The organism is Patescibacteria group bacterium (genome assembly GCA_023380635.1).
Taxonomy (GTDB): Bacteria; Patescibacteriota; Microgenomatia; order JAMCZE01; family JAMCZE01; genus JAMCRP01.
Genome location: JAMCRP010000001.1, coordinates 110,897 through 129,111 on the forward strand (window position 1 = coordinate 110,897; position 18,215 = coordinate 129,111).

Below are 18,215 nucleotides of genomic sequence, written 5' to 3' on the forward strand. Positions count from 1 at the left end.
ACAAGTTTAGAGATATCTTCCTGTCCAGCTCTCTTTTGCCTTGGCTACTTCTTCCGGGGTTCCCGTGGCCACAATTTGGCCGCCTCCGTCGCCGCCTTCCGGTCCAAGATCAATCAAATAGTCGGCATTTTTAATGACATCCAGGTTGTGTTCGATCACAATCACCGTGTTGCCCTTGTTTACCAGACTTTTCAGAACCCACAAAAGCCTCTCCAGATCGGCAAAATGCAGCCCCGTCGTCGGTTCATCCAGAATGTAAACCGTCTTGCCTGTAGCTTTCTTAGATAGTTCTGCGGCCAGTTTTACCCGCTGAGCCTCGCCGCCGGAGAGAGTCGGAGCAGGCTGGCCCAATTTAAGGTAGCCCAAGCCGACATCGGTCAAAGTTTGGAGCTTTTCGTGAAGAACCGGTATGGGAGCAAAAAACTCCAAAGCTTCTTCAACCGTCATCGCCAAAACCTCAGCAATATTTTTATTTTTGTAAAGAACACCTAAGGCTTCCTGGTTATATCTTTTGCCGCCGCAAACCTCGCAGTCAACATAAATGTCCGGCAAAAACTGCATTTCAATTTTAATCTGGCCTTCCCCCTGGCAAGCCTCACATCGGCCGCCTTTAACGTTAAAACTGAACCGGCCCGCTTCATATCCTTTTATCCGCGCTTCCCGGGTTTGGGCAAATATTTCCCTGATCGGAGTAAAGGCTCCGGTGTAAGTGGCCGGGTTGGATCTTGGCGTTCTGCCAATGGGAGACTGATCAATCAGAATAACTTTATCGAGAAATTCCCATCCCAATAATCCGTCGAAATTGCCTGGCTTCTCCTTGTGGAGCGGATAAAACTTCCCTGCCAGGGCCTGATATAAAATATCATGCACCAAAGTCGATTTTCCCGAACCGGAAACACCGGTAACCACAATGAATTTTCCTAATGGAAACTCGACATCAATATTTTTCAAGTTATGTTCCCTCGCCCCCAACAAAACTAACTTTTTTTCGCCGTTCTGTTTTCCGTTTTCTGTCATCAGGAATCTTTCTTCTGTCATCAGTCTTCCGCTATCTTGTATTTCAATTTCTTTTCTTCCCGACAAGTATTTCCCCGTTATCGAATTCGGGTCCTTCTTGATTTGGACTGGTGTTCCCTGAGCAATGATTTCTCCCCCGTGTTCCCCCGCACCCGGCCCGAAGTCAAAAATGTAATCCGCTTTTTCCATCATTTCCCGGTCATGTTCCACTACGATAACTGAATTCCCTAAATCTCTTAAGTTACTTAAGGTACTTATGAGACGCTGGTTATCCCGTTGATGTAATCCAATTGACGGTTCATCCAAAACATACAAAACCCCGGATAATCCGGAACCAATCTGGGAGGCTAACCTGATTCTCTGGGCTTCTCCCCCCGCCAAAGTGTTCGCGCTTCTTCCCAGTGTCAGATAGTCCAAACCCACATCTTCCAAAAACTGCAATCGGGAAATCAGCTCTTTAAAAATCGGTTTCGAAATCGCTTTTTCCCTGTCTGCCAATGTCTGCCAATGTCTGCCAATGTTTGTCAATGTCTTTACCCATCTCAAGACTTCGCTGATTGATTTTGTCGTTACCTGGAAAATATTTTGGCCGTCGATAGTGACTGATAACGCCTCGGGCTTGAGCTTGGCTCCGTGACAATCCGGGCAAGGTTCGTTTCGCATATACTTTTCAATGTCCATCCGGCGCCACTCGGACTCAGTTTCGTTATAAAGGCGCTCCATTCGGGGAATCACTCCTTCAAACTTCTCATAAAACCCGGTCATCCGGCCTTCCCGGTTGGTGCCGGTTACATGAATTTCTTCCTCGCCGGTGCCGAACAAAATCAAATTTAAATTCTCTTTTTTCATCTGGCCAATTGGCGAAGAAAGGGAAAAATTATGCTTCTCGGCGACAGCCTTTACCATGCGGATAAACCAGGTGTCGTGCTCCACTTCGTTACCCATCGGCAAAATACCGCCTTCCAATACAGATAGCTCCGGGTTGATAACCAATTCGGGATCAATTTTTAATAAAAAGCCGAGACCTGTACACCTGGGGCACGCGCCCTGCGGAGAGTTAAACGAAAACAACCGGGGTTCGATTTCGCTTAAGGAGATATTACAAACCGGGCAGGCAAACTTTTCCGAAAACAGATGGTCCTCCATTTTTGCCGGCCGCTCTGGGAACTCGAAACTGGCATCCAGCACTTCGCTGACAATAATTTCCCCAGCCGCTAATTTCAACGCTTTCTCCACACTCTCCCGCAATCTTGAAATGTCTTTGTTTACTTCGGTTACTTTGGTTACTGTTATTCGGTCCACTACCGCTTCAATATCATGTTTATTTGTCTTAATCAGCACAATATCGTCATCCACATCATAAATATGTTTATCTACCCGAACTTTGATAATGCCTTTGGCGCGCAGGCTGTTAAAAAGTTGGGTATATTCCCCCTTTCGCCCTTTTACCACCGGAGCTAAAATTAAGAATCTTTTTCCTGACCTTCCTAGCTTCCCCGATTCTCCTAATTTCTGAACCTGCTCGACAATTTGGTCCAAAGAGAGATGTTCAATTTCCCGGCCGCAGTTTGGGCAATGGGGATGGCCAATCCGGGCAAAAAGCAACCGCAGATAATCATAAATTTCGGTGATGGTCCCGACAGTGGACCGGGGGTTGTGGGAAGTGGTTTTCTGATCGATCGAAATCGCCGGTGACAATCCGGTAATATTGTCTAAATCCGGCTTATCCATGACGCCCAGGAATTGCCGGGCATAACTGGATAAACTTTCAACATACCGTCTTTGTCCTTCGGCATATATCGTATCGAAGGCCAGGCTGGATTTACCACTACCCGAAACTCCGGTAAAAACTACCAGTTTATTCTTGGGAATTTCTACATCAATGTTTTTGAGATTGTGTTCCCTGGCGCCCTTGATGATGATTTTTTCGTCAGACATACAAAAATCCCCCTTTCGGGCTGGATCCACCCCACCGTGGCGGGGCAACCACACGTATTTTACCACTAATCTTCCTTATCTAAACTCTTAATTTTATCCCTATAGTAAGCCGCTCCTTCAAAGTCGAGAATTTTAGCGGATTCCTTCATTCTTTTTTCCAAAACTTTTTTCAGTTTGTTTTTATCATCCGGTGTCAATTGCGTTATATCGATTTCCCCCAATTCCTGGTCCAGCATAACCGCTAGCCGATTACCCCAGGCTCCGCGTTTGTCCCGATCTTCTTTCCTTTCGGTCAGCACATTTTCGCGGATCGGTTTGGAAATGCCCACCGGAGTAATGTGGTGGTCTTTATTCCATTTGAGTTGATATTCCCGGCGCCGGTTATTTTCCTTAACGGCCTGATCCATCGAGCGGGTCAGATTGTCGGCATACATAATGACCTTGCCATGAATATGCCGAGCTGCCCGGCCCATGGTTTGAATTAAGGAAGTTCTGCTGCGCAAAAACCCTTCTTTGTCGGCGTCGAGAATTGCTACCAGGCTCACTTCCGGCAGGTCTAAACCTTCCCGGAGAAGATTAATACCGACAACGACATCATATTCACCGAGCCGCAGCTGGCGCAAAATATTGGTTCGCTCAATATTTTCGACATCACTATGAAGGTAAGCAACTTTTATTGTTTTTTCGTGTTCGTTCAGATAGTCGGTTAGCTCCTCGGCCATTCGCTTGGTCAGGGTAGTTACCAGAACCCGTTCTTTTTTCTCCACTCTTTTTTTAATTTCTTCTATCAAGTCAGTGATCTGGCCTTCGGTTTTTTTGATTTCCACTTCCGGGTCAACCAGACCTGTCGGCCGAACCAGCTGTTCGATAATATTTCCCTCGGATTGTGAGATTTCCCACTCGTCAGGAGTCGCGGAGGTGTAAACCGTTTGTCCCATCCGCCGCACGAACTCGTCAAACCGGAGCGGCCGGTTATCCAAAGCTGCCGGCAGCCGGAAACCATAGTCGATTAAGGTTTGCTTGCGGCTGCGGTCGCCGTTGTACATGCCCCGGATCTGCGGTACAGTCATATGCGACTCGTCGATTATCAGCAAATAATCCTTCGGAAAATACTCAAGTAGCGAATAAGGTGGATCTCCAGGATTGCGGCCGTCAAAATAACGGCTGTAATTTTCAATGCCGTTAACATAACCCACTTCCGCAATCATTTCCAGGTCATAGGTTACCCGGCTTTTAATTCTCTGGGCTTCCAATATTTTTCCGGCTGACTGAAAACGCTTAACCTGCTCATCAAGGTCTGACCGGATCAGTTTAAAGACATCAGTATATTTTTGCGGGTCGGTCATATAGTGTTTGGCCGGGTAAATAACCACGCTGCGGTATGACCCCGGAGCCGCCGGTCCGGGTTGTGGTTTATCAAACACTTCAATCTTTTCGCCGGTCAGAGGATTAATCTTAATAAGTTGTTTTACCTGGGTTCCTTCGGGGTTAAACTCGATGCGAATGCCATAATCTTCATAGGCCGGATAGACACTGACAATATCGCCCGAAACCCGGAAAGTCCCCCGTCTAAAATCAAAGTCGCTGCGGTCATATTGCAGGTCTGCTAACCGCTCGAGAACTATTTTTCGGTCAATATTTAGTTCCGGCGAAAGTTCCAAAATAAACCGGCCGTATTCTACCGGACTGCCAAGGTTATAAATAGCTGATACTGACGCGACAACGATCGTATCTTTTCGGGTCAATAAATTAGTGGTCGTCTGGAGCCGGAGCTTATCTATCTCCTCATTAATTTCCGTTTCTTTTTCGATATAGGTGTCCGTTTGGGGAATGTAGGCTTCAGGTTGGTAAAAATCGTAGTAGCTGACAAAGTAGGAGACGGCGTTGTCGGGAAAAAACTCTTTAAATTCCTGATAAAGCTGAGCCGCCAGGGTTTTATTGTGAGCAATAACCAGTGTGGGCTTCTGAACCTTATCAATCAGGTTTGCCATAGTGAAGGTCTTGCCGCTGCCGGTAACTCCGAGAAGAACCTGGTGTTTCGCGCCCGCGTTAATCCCCGCTACCAGTTTTTCAATGGCCTGCGGTTGATCACCGGTCGGTTTGTAACCGGAAATGAGACGAAAAGACATAGAAAATTATAGTTGACAGAATCTTTTCTTTTGGTATATTTTAGCATTATATATGCCAGTTGTTTTATACAAAAGACAGCGCGACCTTCTCGAATTTATCCAGAACTTTGTTAAGCAGCACGGCTATAGTCCAACCCTGGCCGAAATTTGCAAAGGCATGGGTCTTTCCTCGCCAGCCACCGTTCATGAACATCTTAAAACCCTGGAAGCCAAAGGAGTGATTCGCCGCAACCCCAATGAAGTCCGGGGCCTCGAGGTCACTGCTCCTTACAACACTAATTATATTACCGATCACGCTGCCGGAGTGGAACTGCCCCTTTTAGGCTACATTCACGCCGGAAAACCCTTGGAGCCGCACGAAGACCCGACGGCGACTTTTAAGGTTTCAGCTAATTTGGTCCCGTCCGGGAAAATTGCCTTTGTCCTTCAGGTAAAAGGCGACTCGATGATTGAAGACGGGATCCTGCCCGGCGACTATGCCGTTTTAATAAAAGAAGAGAATGTTAAAAACGGTGATGTCGTCGTCGCCCTCTTAAATAATGGCTTAGCCACCCTGAAAAGATTTTATAAAGAAGCGGAACAGGTCAAATTGATGCCGGCTAATTCCAAAATGGAACCAATTTACGCGACCGAAGTCCAAATCCAAGGAAAACTGGTGGCTGTTGTCCGGAGATACTTTTAGTCCTTTGGTCTGTTAACCAGGTTATCTTCAAAAACCGGCGAGAGACCGTAAAAATCGTGGTCAATACTGTCTTCTCTGGCACTTTTTCTCAGCTGTTCAACAAGCTTCGGATGGTGAGCTAAACTGCTATGCACGTTTAACACTGCGGCTATCTCGCGTCGCATATATTCGGCAGTTTTCGCACAGACTTTAACTCCCGTGTTATCACCCCCAGTCTTAAATCTTCTTTAGTCTCTTTAAGACCAAATAGAGGACTGCCAAAACAATACCACCAATAACGACAAAGTCAAGAATATGAAAATACTTGCTTAGAAGATGCCAGTTATTGCCAAGAATTACCCCCAGATAGGTTAAGACTATCGCCCAGATAAACGATCCGGCAGCTGTATAAAAAACGAATTTTTTCAAATCCATTTTGGCAATGCCGGCCGGAAGTGAAATATAAGTTCGCACCGCCGGAAGAATCCGACTGATAAAGACGATCGGCTCGCCGAAGCGGTTAAACAGAACTCTCGCATGTTCGAATTCTTTCTCGCGGACCAGAACATACTTCCCATAGCGGCGGATAAAGTCCGCCACTTCATTTTCTCCCAGGTAGCCTAAGCCATAAGCAAGAAGCGACCCCAGTAAATTACCGGCAGTACCGATCATCACCAGTAACCAGAAATTAAAGATACCTGGAGAAACTAATGAACCGGCAAAAGGCATTGTGGCTTCGGAAGGAATCGGAACCAACGCAGATTCCAAAGTCATAAGAACGAAAACGCCGGGGTATCCGGTGGCTTTAATAATGGCTATAATAAAGTTGGTTAACAGTTCTATCATTTATGCTTTATATTGTAGCCACACCGATAGGGAATTTGGAAGATATCAGTTTACGCGCGGTCAGAATCCTCAAGGAAGCGGATGTAATCTTGGCTGAAGACACGCGCCACACCGGCTTGCTCTTAAAAAGTCTGGAAATTCCCCACAAACCTTTTATTTCTTTTTATGAAGAAGTTGAAACCCAAAAAATGGATGAACTTCTGGCCTTGATTGCCTCGGAGCAAAAAGTGGTTTTAGTCAGCGACGCCGGGACTCCGCTTATTTCTGATCCCGGCTACAAATTAGTTCGCGAAGCCATTAAAAGGGGAATCAAAGTAGAAAGCATTCCCGGACCTAGCGCGGTGGTTACGGCTTTGACCGTTTCCGGTCTGCCGCCGAATCGCTTTATGTTTATGGGCTATCCGCCGGAAAAGCCCTCCCACCAGTTAAATTTGTATAAAATGCTGGCTCATAGCCTGGAAACTCTGCCGGTTACGGTTATTTTCTATGTTTCCCCTCATAAAATCCGCAAAACTCTGGAGCTTGTGAAGGAAGTTTTCGGCGATCAGCAGATCGTTCTTATCCGAGAATTGACCAAAGTATACGAAGAACGCATTTCCGGGACGATTTCCGAAGTTCTGGAAAAAATTTCTAATCCTCAGGGCGAATTTGTGCTACTCTTTAATAAAGATCTTTGATTATGGCCCTTCTTGCTTTAATCCGTCATGGTGAATCCGAATGGAACGCCAAAAATCTCTGGACTGGATGGACGGACATTCCCCTCTCGGAAAAGGGGAAAGAGGAAGCCCGAACAGCTGCCAAAAAAATTAAGGATACGCACTGGGACTATCTTTTTGAATCCGATCTAATTCGGGCCAAACAAACCAGTGATCAAATCCTCACCGTCCTCAACTCCCCCATACCCCGCATCATTTCTTCCGCCCTGCGCGAGCGCAATTACGGCGTTTTTACCGGAAGAAATAAGTTGGAAGTGGAAAAAGAACTTGGTGAAGCGGAATATCTTAAACTTCGCCGTGGTTGGGATCGGCCGATTGACCAAGGCGAGAGCCTGAAGCAAGTTTATGGTCGAGTTGTACCCTATTTTCAAAAAGAAATCGAACCGCTCCTGCAGCAAGGGAAAAACATTATCATTTCCGCCCACGGCAATTCTTTACGAGCTCTCCTCAAATATCTGGAAAACATTTCTGATGAAGATATCGCCAATGTGGAACTTCAGACCGGCGAAGCCAAAGTTATCTCATTCCCAATTCAATCAGCCGGTTATACTTTGCCACCCGCTCCCCCCGATCCATCCCGCCAAGTTTGACGAAGTCGGCTGCCACTTCAACAGCAAAATCAGTGATCCAGAAATCGTCAGTTTCTTGTCCCCGATGCGAAACGACAATCTTGAGCCCTGCATCTTTAGCCATTTTTACTGCCTCTTTGCTTTCACTAATCGTCCCAATCTGGTTTGGTTTTATGACCACGGCGTTAATCGCTTTTTTTTCAATGGCCATTTTGATCCGTTCCGGGTTAGTCACGGTTAAATCATCTCCCACAATCAGATAATCCTTTCCCATTAAACCCATCAAGGCCGTCCATTTGTCCCAATCCTCATCGGAATATGGGTCTTCAATGGAAATGATCGGGTAGTCACGCGTCAGCGCAGTATAGTCCAGAACTTCTCCCGCCGCGAAAGTATCCGCCACATCTACGGCCAGTTTTCTCTCCGGCAAAACTTTCTTGATCGTGTCCAACACCTGAAGATTATTAAAATCTTTCGGTGAAAAGCCGCCTTCCGCGCCAACCGTATGTTCTATATTATTTTCCGTCAGGTATTCTTTAAGCGTTTTAAAATCCCGCATGGCCTGTTCCAGAGTATCTTCTACTGCTAAGAATTCCTGGATAGTTATATTCTTATTCCCATGTTCTCCCCCTTCAACAAGGAGGAGCATCAGTTTGGGAAAATTTTGGGACTTGGTATTTGGTGCTTGGTGCTTAAAAAACGCTGCAGATACAGCTAAAGTGGCGTTTCCACCATATCCATGCGCGGCAATCTCTTGATCCAGCGTTTCCTGTGTCCACTCTTTGTCTTTACAAACTACTCCCATTTCTCCAATTTCTTTTATCGCCTCATCCGGTGCCGATTTTTTAACTTCATACTTGCCCGCCGATATTCCGGCAGGAACAGAAGCGGAACTGATTGTCCCATTATCAAAAGTTATTGTCGCCTCAACAGTATCGTCACCGAGAGAGGCGATAATCTTTCGGGCAGCAATTGAGGAAATCTTCATCTTTTACTAATCAACTTTCGTTCTGCCTCGTAGACAACCTGGCGTGTATGGTCAATGACATCCGGATTTACCGATACTGAGGTAATTCCCCATTCAACTAACTTCTCAGTTAGTTCCGGATAATCAGACGGGGCCTGGCCACACATCGAACAGGTGACATCATATTTTTTACAGGTTTTGATAATCTTTTCAAAAGAAAGATACATCGCCTCGTTGCGTTCGTCATACTCGGAAGCGACATTCTCGTTATCCCGGTCAACCCCGAGAGTCAGCATGGTTAAGTCATTTGAGCCAACAGAGATGCCGTCAATTCCGGCCTCCAGGAATTTGTCCAGCAAAATAACATTAGACGGGATTTCGCACATCATCCACAACCGAAAGCTGGGGCTGCGCCGCAAACCATTATCCGAAAGAATCTGTTTTACCTGCTCCAGCTCTTTAACTGTCCGGCAAAAAGGAATCATAAGCCACAGGTTACGAAATTCCAACTTTTCCCGGACATTTTTAATCGCTTCAATCTCCATTTTGAAGACTTCCGGCTGGACAATATACCGATAAGCTCCCCGGAAACCAATCATTGGATTTTCTTCGTGTGGTTCGTAGGCTTCGCCCCCTTTAAGCGAACGATACTCATTTGTTTTGAAGTCAGTGGCGCGGTAAACAACGGGTCTTGGGTAAAAAGCTTGTACAAAAGTAGTAAGTTGTTCTGTTAATCCTTCAATGAACACATTTTGTTTTCGGTCAGCAATGGCCTTTTTCGGATGAATTCCAATCCCGGCTAACATGAACTCCGCGCGAAGCAGTCCCACCCCATCACAGTTCTTGGCAGCAATCTCTTTCGCCTTGTCCGGCTCAGCCAAATTCACATATACTTTAGTCGCCGTTTTCAGCTCCCTGTTTTCTGTTTTCACTTTGGTTACCTCGGTTACTTTGGTTACAATTTTAATTCCGCCCTTATATACTTTCCCTTCCGCTCCGTTTACCGTGACTACTTCGCCGGTTTTCAACAATCTGGTGGCGCTCTCTGTTCCCACAACACAAGGGATTCCCAACTCCCGAGAAACAATAGCCGCGTGAGAAGTTCGGCCGCCTTTATCAGTCACAATCGCGCAGGCCTTCTTCATAGCCGGCACATAGTCCGGGTTGGTTTGCGTGGCGACCAAAACATCGCCGGGCATAATTTTGTCAATCTCTTTAGCACTTTTTAGAACTTTGGCAGGGCCGCTTTTAATTCCCGGGCTGGCGGGCGCGCCGGTTAAAAGTATTTCCATTTTTTCCAAGAATTTCTCTTCTTCTTTTGTATCCGAGGTCCTGTTTCCTGTTTCCTGTGTGGTAGTAATTGGCCTTGTTTGGACTAGATATATTTTTCCTCCGGCCACGGCAAACTCGCTATCCTGGGGGAAATAGTAGTGTTTTTCCAGATTTAACGAGAGCTTTGCCAGTTCCGTTACCTGCTCGTCGGATAGTTTCCGCTTATTCTTCAGTCGTCCGGGAACCTTTGTTTCTTTGGTTCGGCCGCCGCTTATCCGGGAAAGCTGAATGGTTTGGACCACCTGCTGCCGGTCGGTAATATACAGATCGTTCTTATTAACCTCATAGTGATCCGGAGTAACCTTTCCCTGAACCACATATTCGCCCAAACCCCAAATCGACTCAATTACCACCCGTTGACGGTTATTTGTTACCGGGTCAATAGAGAATACTATCCCGGAAACTTCGGAAGGAATTTGAGCCTGAACAACCACGGCTATGGCCGCTGCCGCCTGGCTGATATGTTGCTGCTGTCGATAAAAAATTGACCGGCCGTCAAAAAGCGACGCCCAGCAGGCCCGAACGGCATCCACCACATTGGCCTCGCCGACAATGTTCAGATAGGTTTCGTTCTGCCCGGCAAATGAAGCCGTCTTGGAATCTTCGGAAGTAGCACTACTGCGGATGGCTACCGCCAGATTCGCATCTTTAAGACCCCGAAGAAACTTCCCAAGACGGGAACCGTTACGCATTATTTTGCCCAAATGTAGATAGTTTTGAATGATCGCTTCAGAGATCGGCTGAGGCACGGGAGTAGTTTTGATCAGGTGTTTAATTTTGTTAGAAGCTTCGGCCAGTTCTACCGGGTTTGCCGTGTTCAGCCCGGAAAGAGTCTCTTTAATTTTCTGGTCCAGTTTGTTCTCCTTAAGAAATTCCAGGTAACACTCGGCTCCGACTATAAATCCCGGCGGTACCGGAAACCCGGCCGTAGTCATTTCTCCCAGGTTAGCTCCTTTGCCGCCAACTTTCTCGGTATCTTCTTTGCCGATCTGTTCAAACCAGTAAATGCCTTTCGAGTTCATGAATAATATTGTCCGCCTGAGCCAAGCTCCGGGTCTCCAGATTTAATCTCAAATACGGCTCCGTCAGACTTGACCGTAAATTAAACTTAAAGTCCGGTCCGAAAACCGTCAGACCATCTTTAATAGAAATAGGATAATCCATTTTTCGATAAAATTCACTAAGCTTTTCTAAAATTTCCGGCGCTTTTGCCGGCGGGCAGGGAAAGTTTTTTTCCGGAAGCTCGAAATATTTTTTTGCTAAGGCAGCCAGTTTCTCCTCAAGAGGAGTACTTTCCCATAACGCTAAAAACTTTAGCGAGGCCAAAACGCCGTCGTCAATGCAGTGGAAAGACCGAAAAACAAAATGACCGGAAGTTTCGCCGCCAAAAATAACCTCCGGATCTTCCTGCATGCTGTACTTAATATTTTGCGACCAGGCGGGAAGGACCTCCAGGGTTCCGCCGGCTTCCTCCACTAAATCCCGAACGACCAGCCCGGCCCTGACATCCACGGCAATTTTCCTGCCGGAAGTTGAGTTTCTGATTTCACCGGCCGCCAGAATTCCCAGAACAAAGGGTAAGGGAACTAGCTGACCCTGTCTATCGACAAAAACAACTCTATCCCCGTCGGAGTCCCAGATTATTCCCAAATCAGCCTTGTTTTCTCTTACCGCCTTAGCCAGATTAACCCGATTCTGGGGAAGCAAAGGGTTACCTGATGAGAGGGATTTGACCAGAGTAAAATTAATTCCCAGCCGGGAGAAAAGGTCATTTACCGGCACCGCCACCGCACTTTCAGTCACATCCAAAACGACTTTAGTCCGAAAGCGGTCTCTGGGCAGTAGGTTCGTGATGGCAGTAATATAGTCCTCGGTCTTATTAAGTCTGGTAGCCTCAACCTTGGGAACCAGAATAGGGTTATTTTCTAACTGCCCAACAAGACTCTTCACTTTCAAAATTTCTTCCTGATCAAAAGGCAAACTGTTCGAATCAACCAACTTAAAACCATTTTCGTCGGCACTGATATGGGAAGCCGTGATCATTACCCCGAGATCAAAGTCACCAGTGGCCACGGAAAAATAGAACTCGGGAACCGGCACTTCGAACAGATCAAAAACCGCGACTTTTCCGGCCGAGAAGCCGTCGATGAGAAATTTTTTGAGACCCGGTGAGCTTTCCCGGGTGTCGGATCCCAAAAGTACTTTTTTAGGCTTCCTGAGGGCGGTTAATGCCTTGCCGAGAAGAAAAGCCAGTCTTTCGTCAACCTCACCGGGGTATTTGCCCCGAATATCAAACATCCTAAAGGCAGCTTCGATGTCCACTCTACTATGTTAGAGACCCAGCAAAAATAGTTCAATAGCAAGGGACAAATCTCCGGGCAACTGGCCGGTTTTGAACAGATAGTCAATCTCCAGCAACTTCTTTAAAGCCGGGCCGTTTTGAGAGAGGCGGTATTTTCGCACCAGCATTAAAAAAATGAATTGGGCGTCATTATCTCTAAGCGCTTCTCTAAATCCCGGAACTGTCGGATAATCCAGAAACTTCCAGATTGTCTGGGAAATCCGGAATTCCAAAGCTTTAGCCGTTTTCGGCGGGGTAATCTTTTTGCCTGACCAAACTATGACTTCCGCCTGTGGATTCCCCAAATCAAACTTGGGCAAACCTTCAATAATAATCAGCCGGTCATTGGCAAACATCGGACCGGATTGTGTCGCCTGAATGTAGTCCGTTTCGCTGACAGTGGCTCCGTCTAATGAAACGATTTCACCGGAGAACTCATTTTTTATTTTCTCCAGCTCTTTGCGACTAGCGGCCGAATTTTCGCCATGTAGAATAGTGATCATTTACTTTTTTATTAAATCCCCTTTTGTGCGGCACCAAAGCGCCGCTGAAAGTTTTGGGGATATGCATTAACTCATGAATAAGCGTTTTATCCTTATCCTCCTCCGACATTTTATCAAACCGTTCGGCTATCACTTCGATTATATACTGGGGTTTAATTCCCAAAACCATTTGCCAGGGGCGGGGCAGGCTCCAAATGCGGGCAATGGCTCTTGATGACGAGCCGTGGCCACGCATAGCTGTTATTTTGGACCCGTCAACATGGCCAAAAATTTGGCTATCCAGGATCCGATCAAGGCGTCGTTTAACATCTGGGGCAAGTTGCCAGTCCATTGCGGGTATATCTTACCAGACCCGGGGTTTACCTGATATCCCTGGCTAATTTGGCTAATCTTTGCCGCCAGCTGCGGGTTTCCCGCCGCCTTGGATATCGCCATGTATTCTTTAGCGAACGGTTTTAAGCCGTTTGTCCCGGTGAAACTAAAATCAGCAAAGGGTTGGGTTTGGGCGTCCAAAAGAAACGGGGTTACGGCCACGATATCATCGTCGGTCCAGATATCGTCAAAAGCCGCCTTCAGCCAGCCGCCGTTCTTCCAGCCGGCTTCCGTGATAAAAATCTTCAGGTTACAGGCTTCAAAATTATGGCAGAGATAATCACGTTCAAAACGGTACGAAGCTACATTGACCGGGCTATAAACATTGGGATAGGTCGAGAAGCCGGGATTGCCGTAGGCGTGGGAAGAAAAGCCGTCTATCCGGGAAAAAATTCCCGGCCAGGCGGCCTGCATTTCTGAAAAATACTCATATTCATTCATAGAATTGCTTCCGTTAGGAGCTGACGCGTCCATCCCCGCGGAAATCACAAAGAAATCCGGGTTGCGTTTGTGAAAGATATCAACAGCCCGATCCAACACCCGCGCATATTCTTGCGGATAAACAAAACCGCCCCATTCACCCTCGTGGTTAGGCTCGTTGTAAATTACCACATAGCGGTTCCTGGTCGGCCAGGGCAACTGGTCAAGAAAGTTGGCGAAATCCACTAAATCATATTCGTTCGGCGCCATCCAGTGATCATCGACCGGAAAACTGGCAATACGCAAGATTGGGATAATTTTGAGTTGCTTGGCGTTTTGCATGAATTTTGTCCACTTCTCCAAATCACGGTCATTGGCCCGGATGGGAATCGTCACATAACCCCACTGTCCGCCGGAAGTGTTCACCAAATCCGCCGCTTTAAAGATTTCCTGGGGATCCAGGATGTGAATACCGAACTTATTATTGGGAACGGATAGGGGGTCGTAAACTGCCCTGACAGGGGAAACAAAAATCAATCCGCAAAATATTAAAGCGAGGCAAATTGCAGCTTTTTTGCGCACTAGCAAATTATATCATCAACTCTCTACTTGACGGTCAAAATTATCATCATATAATCACCTTGTGTCTGAACAAATATCAGATTGGACTGAGTTACTTCTTAAGTCTAGACCTAATAGCTTGGCCGAGAAGGCCAAAGCCCCCGTACTGATCGTTAAACAAAACCGTCCCGAGGTCACCGCAAAAGCAGTAACTGGTGTGGTGACGGAAATGGATGATCCCCGTCATCCCGGAGGGAGAATTACCGTTACCAGCCTCCGATTCATAAACGGAACCGTACCCTTCAGCCTGCTTAATGTCCCCGTCGAAGATCTTCGTGAAGGCCAAATTAATCTTGGTTGGTTTGTGTCGGGAACGGCGAAATTCGTGGGCCTCGCCGGTAGTGAAGATAACCCCTAAGTCAGTCCCCTCGCCGCTCTTTTGGCCTCTGCTTCATCGAGAACAACTTTACGGATGCGAATATTAAGCGGTGTGGCTTCAACCAGTTCGGTATCGTCAATATAATCTAAAGCATTTTCCAAAGCCATCTCCCTGGGTTTGTCAAAATGAGCGGAAACCCCTTCGCCTTTGGAGCGGTGATTGGTCAACTGTTTTTCTTTGCAGACATTCACCCGCAAGTCGCCGGTTCGGGCATTTTGGCCCACCACCTGACCCTTGTACACTTCTGCTCCTGGCCCGACAAACAACTGCCCCCGGTCTTGAATATTAATTAATCCATAGAGTAAGGTCTTTCCGGTTTCGTGAGCCACCAGCGATCCCTGATCGCGCTCCTTCCAGTTTTCAAAATCTTTATCATACTTTTCAAAGGAAGTGTTAATAATCCCCAGGCCCCGGGTATCGGTGATGAATTTACTCCGGTAGCCCAAAAGTCCGCGTGTTGGTATCAGAAATTCCAAAAAAACCGTCCCATTTTCCGTTCTCATGTCCCGCAGATTTCCGTGCCGCTCTCCCATTTCCTGCATAATGATCCCCGAAAACTGCTCGGGGGCTTCGATATAAACCATCTCATAAGGAACAAGGCCATCTTTCTCAACAACTTTCGGCTGGGAAACTTCCAGTTCATAGCCTTCCCTTCGCAGGCGTTCAACGAGTATCGCCAGGTGAAGTTCACCGCGCCCGGAAACTTCCCAGGTGCCATCGGGATTATTCTTGACCCGTAGCGCCATATCCGTTTCCAGTTCCCGCATTAATCTCTCTCTAATTTGCCGGCCCGTCGAAAACTTTCCTTCTTTGCCGGCAAACGGCGAGGTGTTAACCCCAAAAGTCATTTTTACCGTGGGTTGTTCGATGTCCAGAAGAGGTAGTGCAGTCGGATTATTCGGATCGGTGATGGTTTCCCCGATATTAATGTCTGGTATTCCGGCAATGGCCGCAATGTCACCCGCTTCCGCTTCGGCAATATCTTTTTTCTCCAACCCTTCAAAACCAATTAAAGCCGTTAAACGATACTTTTTTGTTTCGCCTGCCCGGTTAATCAAAGCCACTTCCTGATTAGCTTTAATCCGACCATTATAGATCCGCCCGGTGGCAATTCTCCCTTTGAAATTATCACCCTTAATGGTCGTCACCAGCATTTGTAAAGGTTTTTCAGGATCTCCCGAAGGTGCCGGGACAAACTCCCTAATAGCCTCAAAAACCGGGGTAATATCCTTCATTTTCGAAACATCGGGGTCAATTCCCGCCTTGCCGTCTTTGCCGATAGCATAAACCACCGGGAAAAAAGCGGCTTCTTCTGAAGCCCCCAGTTCGACGAACAAATCGAAAGTCTTGCCCACGACCCACTCGGGTCTGGCGTCAGGTTTGTCAACTTTATTCACGACCACGATAATTTTTAATCCCAAAGCCAGGGCTTTTTTTAAAACAAATCGGGTTTGTGGCATGGGTCCTTCTTTGGCATCTACGAGCAGAAGTGCTCCGTCAGCCATTTTCAGCACCCGTTCCACTTCCCCACCGAAGTCGGCGTGGCCGGGAGTATCGATAATATTTATTTTGGTATCGCCCCACATAACCGACGCATTCTTGGAGAAAATGGTAATCCCGCGTTCTCTTTCGAGCTCATTAGAGTCCAAAATGGCGCTTTGGGCCGCCTGTTCTTTGTTTAAATGGGTGTTCGATTGCCGCAGCAAAGCATCCACGAGCGTGGTTTTGCCGTGGTCAACATGAGCAATAATTGCGACATTTCTTATATTCATAGTTATTCATTAAAAAAGCCCTCCTTCGGGCAAAATAACGGAAGGGCCAAGTAGCGCGTGCGGGATTCGAACCCGCGATTCCAAGAGTGAAAATCTTGTGTCCTAGACCAGGCTAGACGAACGCGCCCCGATCGCTTATTATTTTATCATGTTTTGGGTTGCTGTCATACTCCTCATCATGATTCTGCCTTTTGCCCTTGCGGGGTGGTTGTTTGCCCCTTGGATTCCGATCAAAAATAGTGAATTGGAAAGATTAGGTAAAGTTCTTAAGCTTAAACCAACAGATACTTTTTATGAACTAGGCTGTGGTGACGGCCGGGTAGTGCGCTTTGTGGCCAAAAAGTTCGGCTGCAAAAGCGTTGGCATTGAGCTTAATCCTTTTTTGTACGCTACCAGCCGCCTGCTCCAAGCTTCACGCCGCGAGCGTTATGTTCTTGGCGATCTTTTTGCCCAGGACCTTTCCCCAGCCAGTTGCGTCTATTTATACGGCCTGCCCCGAACCATAAATAAAAGGGTTCAAGCTAAGTTAGAAACGGAGCTGCCCGTGGGTGCGACCGTAATCTCGTACGGTTTTCTCTTCCAAAAATGGCAGCCTGTCAAAATCGATAAAGCCACCGGCAAACTGCCGATTTTTGTCTATCAGCGATAGCTTGCCTCAAAGCCTCAAAAAAGCTAAAATATAACCGTTGGGGCGATAGCTCAGCGGTAGAGCAGGAGCCTTTTAAGCTCTTGGTCCAGGGTTCGAATCCCTGTCGCCTCACACTACCCCTTCTAAAAACTGCAAACGCTTGCGTTGTTAAAGATGCCGATTTAATATAAACTGGTTTGATCTATATAAACATCTTGCAAACGACCGATAACATGAACTATATTATTTACATGACAAAACTCACTGTTTGTCAGTGTGTCAGGAACCAACCGTAACTGGTTGGTTTTTTTGTTTAAAATTTATAAAAAGAGAGGGGGTGAAAAAATAAATGAAAAAAATCTTAATTGGTGTAGCATCTGCGGCCATCGGATTAGCAATGTTTGCAGTTCCAGCTTTTGCTGCCCCATCAGTGCATACGAACTTTGGTCAAACGGTAAATGCGAGCAGTTGTAATACTTCAAGTGCTCCAGTAGTTAACGTTACATATAAAGTCACGAATAATGCTGATTCAGGAGTAGTACCACCAGTTTGGGCTACGGATAATTACACTAAGAGACTTCAAATATGGCAACAGGCTAATGGAACATTTTGTGCTATTGCAAAATACCAAGGCCAATTTGTAACTAATGGTGCTGGAAGTCCAGAGACAGGAGAAACTCTAGCCGCTGGAGTTCAAGGTGCATTTGAAGGGGGTTATACAGCTTTCTTTGATGGCACTCTCAATTCAAGTCCTAGCTATCCAACACATGGAAATATCGGCACTTTTGATTTCAGCTCGGGACCATCGTTTGATTGGATAGGAACTTACTTTACTGGTTATACTGATTTCAAGCTACCGTACTGGGCATGGAACTACCATGCTGGTAATAATGGGAGTTGGGTAAATGCGTCAACAGGGAATCATGGAGATATAACTGGAAATTGAGTTACCTACTTAATCCTAAGCAGCCCATCGGGTTCGAAACCGGTGGGTTGTTTGGTTA

17 protein-coding genes and 2 tRNA genes are annotated in these 18,215 nt (G+C 46.7%); 7 read left to right on the plus strand and 12 right to left on the minus strand.

The window, feature by feature from the left end; translation table 11 throughout:
• Positions 1–6: 6 nt before the first annotated feature.
• Entirely contained in the window at positions 7–2,955 is a 2,949-nt protein-coding gene (gene uvrA, locus M1403_00720; GenBank protein MCL4397534.1) for an excinuclease ABC subunit UvrA, read from the minus strand.
• Between the two features lie 65 nt (positions 2,956–3,020).
• Positions 3,021–5,084, minus strand: a complete 2,064-nt coding sequence (gene uvrB / locus M1403_00725) for an excinuclease ABC subunit UvrB (GenBank protein MCL4397535.1) — start codon at positions 5,082–5,084, stop codon at positions 3,021–3,023.
• A 52-nt stretch (positions 5,085–5,136) separates the two neighbouring features.
• Here uvrB and lexA point away from each other — a divergent pair, with 52 nt between their 5' ends.
• Positions 5,137–5,766 carry a transcriptional repressor LexA gene (lexA, locus tag M1403_00730; protein ID MCL4397536.1) on the plus strand — a complete coding sequence of 210 codons (630 nt, stop codon included), beginning with the start codon at positions 5,137–5,139 and terminating at the stop codon, positions 5,764–5,766.
• Here the strand turns inward: lexA and M1403_00735 are convergent.
• On the minus strand, positions 5,763–5,930 hold the full coding sequence (locus M1403_00735) for a hypothetical protein (protein MCL4397537.1): 168 nt from the start codon (positions 5,928–5,930) through the stop codon (positions 5,763–5,765). The genes lexA and M1403_00735 overlap by 4 nt on opposite strands.
• Positions 5,931–5,982: 52 nt before the next feature.
• Positions 5,983–6,591 (minus strand): DedA family protein, encoded by a 609-nt coding sequence (locus M1403_00740; protein MCL4397538.1) that lies wholly within the window; start codon positions 6,589–6,591, stop codon positions 5,983–5,985.
• Between the two features lie 2 nt (positions 6,592–6,593).
• Here M1403_00740 and rsmI point away from each other — a divergent pair, with 2 nt between their 5' ends.
• Positions 6,594–7,268 (plus strand): 16S rRNA (cytidine(1402)-2'-O)-methyltransferase, encoded by a 675-nt coding sequence (gene rsmI, locus M1403_00745; protein MCL4397539.1) that lies wholly within the window; start codon positions 6,594–6,596, stop codon positions 7,266–7,268.
• 2 nt (positions 7,269–7,270) lie between these two features.
• Positions 7,271–7,897: a 2,3-bisphosphoglycerate-dependent phosphoglycerate mutase gene (locus M1403_00750; GenBank protein ID MCL4397540.1), complete on the plus strand. Its 627-nt coding sequence runs from the start codon at positions 7,271–7,273 to the stop codon at positions 7,895–7,897.
• Here M1403_00750 and M1403_00755 read toward each other — a convergent pair.
• Genes M1403_00755 through M1403_00780 form a run of 6 tightly spaced genes read right to left on the minus strand, consistent with a single transcriptional unit; the run spans position 7,824 to position 14,393 of the window.
• Positions 7,824–8,864, minus strand: a complete 1,041-nt coding sequence (locus tag M1403_00755; GenBank protein ID MCL4397541.1) for a hypothetical protein — start codon at positions 8,862–8,864, stop codon at positions 7,824–7,826. The genes M1403_00750 and M1403_00755 overlap by 74 nt on opposite strands.
• Entirely contained in the window at positions 8,861–11,197 is a 2,337-nt protein-coding gene (gene ppsA / locus M1403_00760; GenBank protein ID MCL4397542.1) for a phosphoenolpyruvate synthase, read from the minus strand. Before ppsA ends, M1403_00755 begins: the two co-directional genes overlap by 4 nt.
• Positions 11,169–12,497, minus strand: coding sequence for a hypothetical protein (locus M1403_00765; protein ID MCL4397543.1), 1,329 nt, complete (start codon positions 12,495–12,497; stop codon positions 11,169–11,171). Before M1403_00765 ends, ppsA begins: the two co-directional genes overlap by 29 nt.
• Before the next feature lie 9 nt (positions 12,498–12,506).
• On the minus strand, positions 12,507–13,019 hold the full coding sequence (locus M1403_00770) for a hypothetical protein (protein ID MCL4397544.1): 513 nt from the start codon (positions 13,017–13,019) through the stop codon (positions 12,507–12,509).
• Positions 12,982–13,350, minus strand: coding sequence for a metallopeptidase (locus tag M1403_00775; GenBank protein ID MCL4397545.1), 369 nt, complete (start codon positions 13,348–13,350; stop codon positions 12,982–12,984). Before M1403_00775 ends, M1403_00770 begins: the two co-directional genes overlap by 38 nt.
• Positions 13,260–14,393, minus strand: a complete 1,134-nt coding sequence (locus tag M1403_00780) for a hypothetical protein (GenBank protein MCL4397546.1) — start codon at positions 14,391–14,393, stop codon at positions 13,260–13,262. The genes M1403_00775 and M1403_00780 overlap by 91 nt, the downstream gene beginning before the upstream one ends.
• A gap of 61 nt (positions 14,394–14,454) precedes the next feature.
• Here M1403_00780 and M1403_00785 point away from each other — a divergent pair, with 61 nt between their 5' ends.
• Entirely contained in the window at positions 14,455–14,790 is a 336-nt protein-coding gene (locus M1403_00785) for a hypothetical protein (GenBank protein MCL4397547.1), read from the plus strand.
• Here the strand turns inward: M1403_00785 and typA are convergent.
• Both typA and M1403_00795 read right to left on the minus strand, forming a co-directional pair.
• Positions 14,787–16,583, minus strand: a complete 1,797-nt coding sequence (typA, locus tag M1403_00790; protein MCL4397548.1) for a translational GTPase TypA — start codon at positions 16,581–16,583, stop codon at positions 14,787–14,789. The two genes, M1403_00785 and typA, sit on opposite strands and share 4 nt — an antisense overlap.
• A 51-nt stretch (positions 16,584–16,634) precedes the next feature.
• Positions 16,635–16,710, minus strand: a tRNA-Glu gene (locus M1403_00795).
• A gap of 21 nt (positions 16,711–16,731) precedes the next feature.
• Between M1403_00795 and M1403_00800 the strand changes: the two genes are divergently transcribed.
• The 3 genes from M1403_00800 to M1403_00810 all read left to right on the plus strand — a co-directional run bounded on the left by M1403_00800 (position 16,732) and on the right by M1403_00810 (position 18,157).
• Complete coding sequence (locus M1403_00800; protein ID MCL4397549.1) at positions 16,732–17,232, plus strand: class I SAM-dependent methyltransferase; 501 nt, start codon at positions 16,732–16,734, stop codon at positions 17,230–17,232.
• A gap of 39 nt (positions 17,233–17,271) precedes the next feature.
• Positions 17,272–17,343: transfer RNA gene (locus M1403_00805), tRNA-Lys, on the plus strand.
• Between the two features lie 217 nt (positions 17,344–17,560).
• Entirely contained in the window at positions 17,561–18,157 is a 597-nt protein-coding gene (locus tag M1403_00810; protein MCL4397550.1) for a hypothetical protein, read from the plus strand.
• Positions 18,158–18,215: the final 58 nt, after the last annotated feature.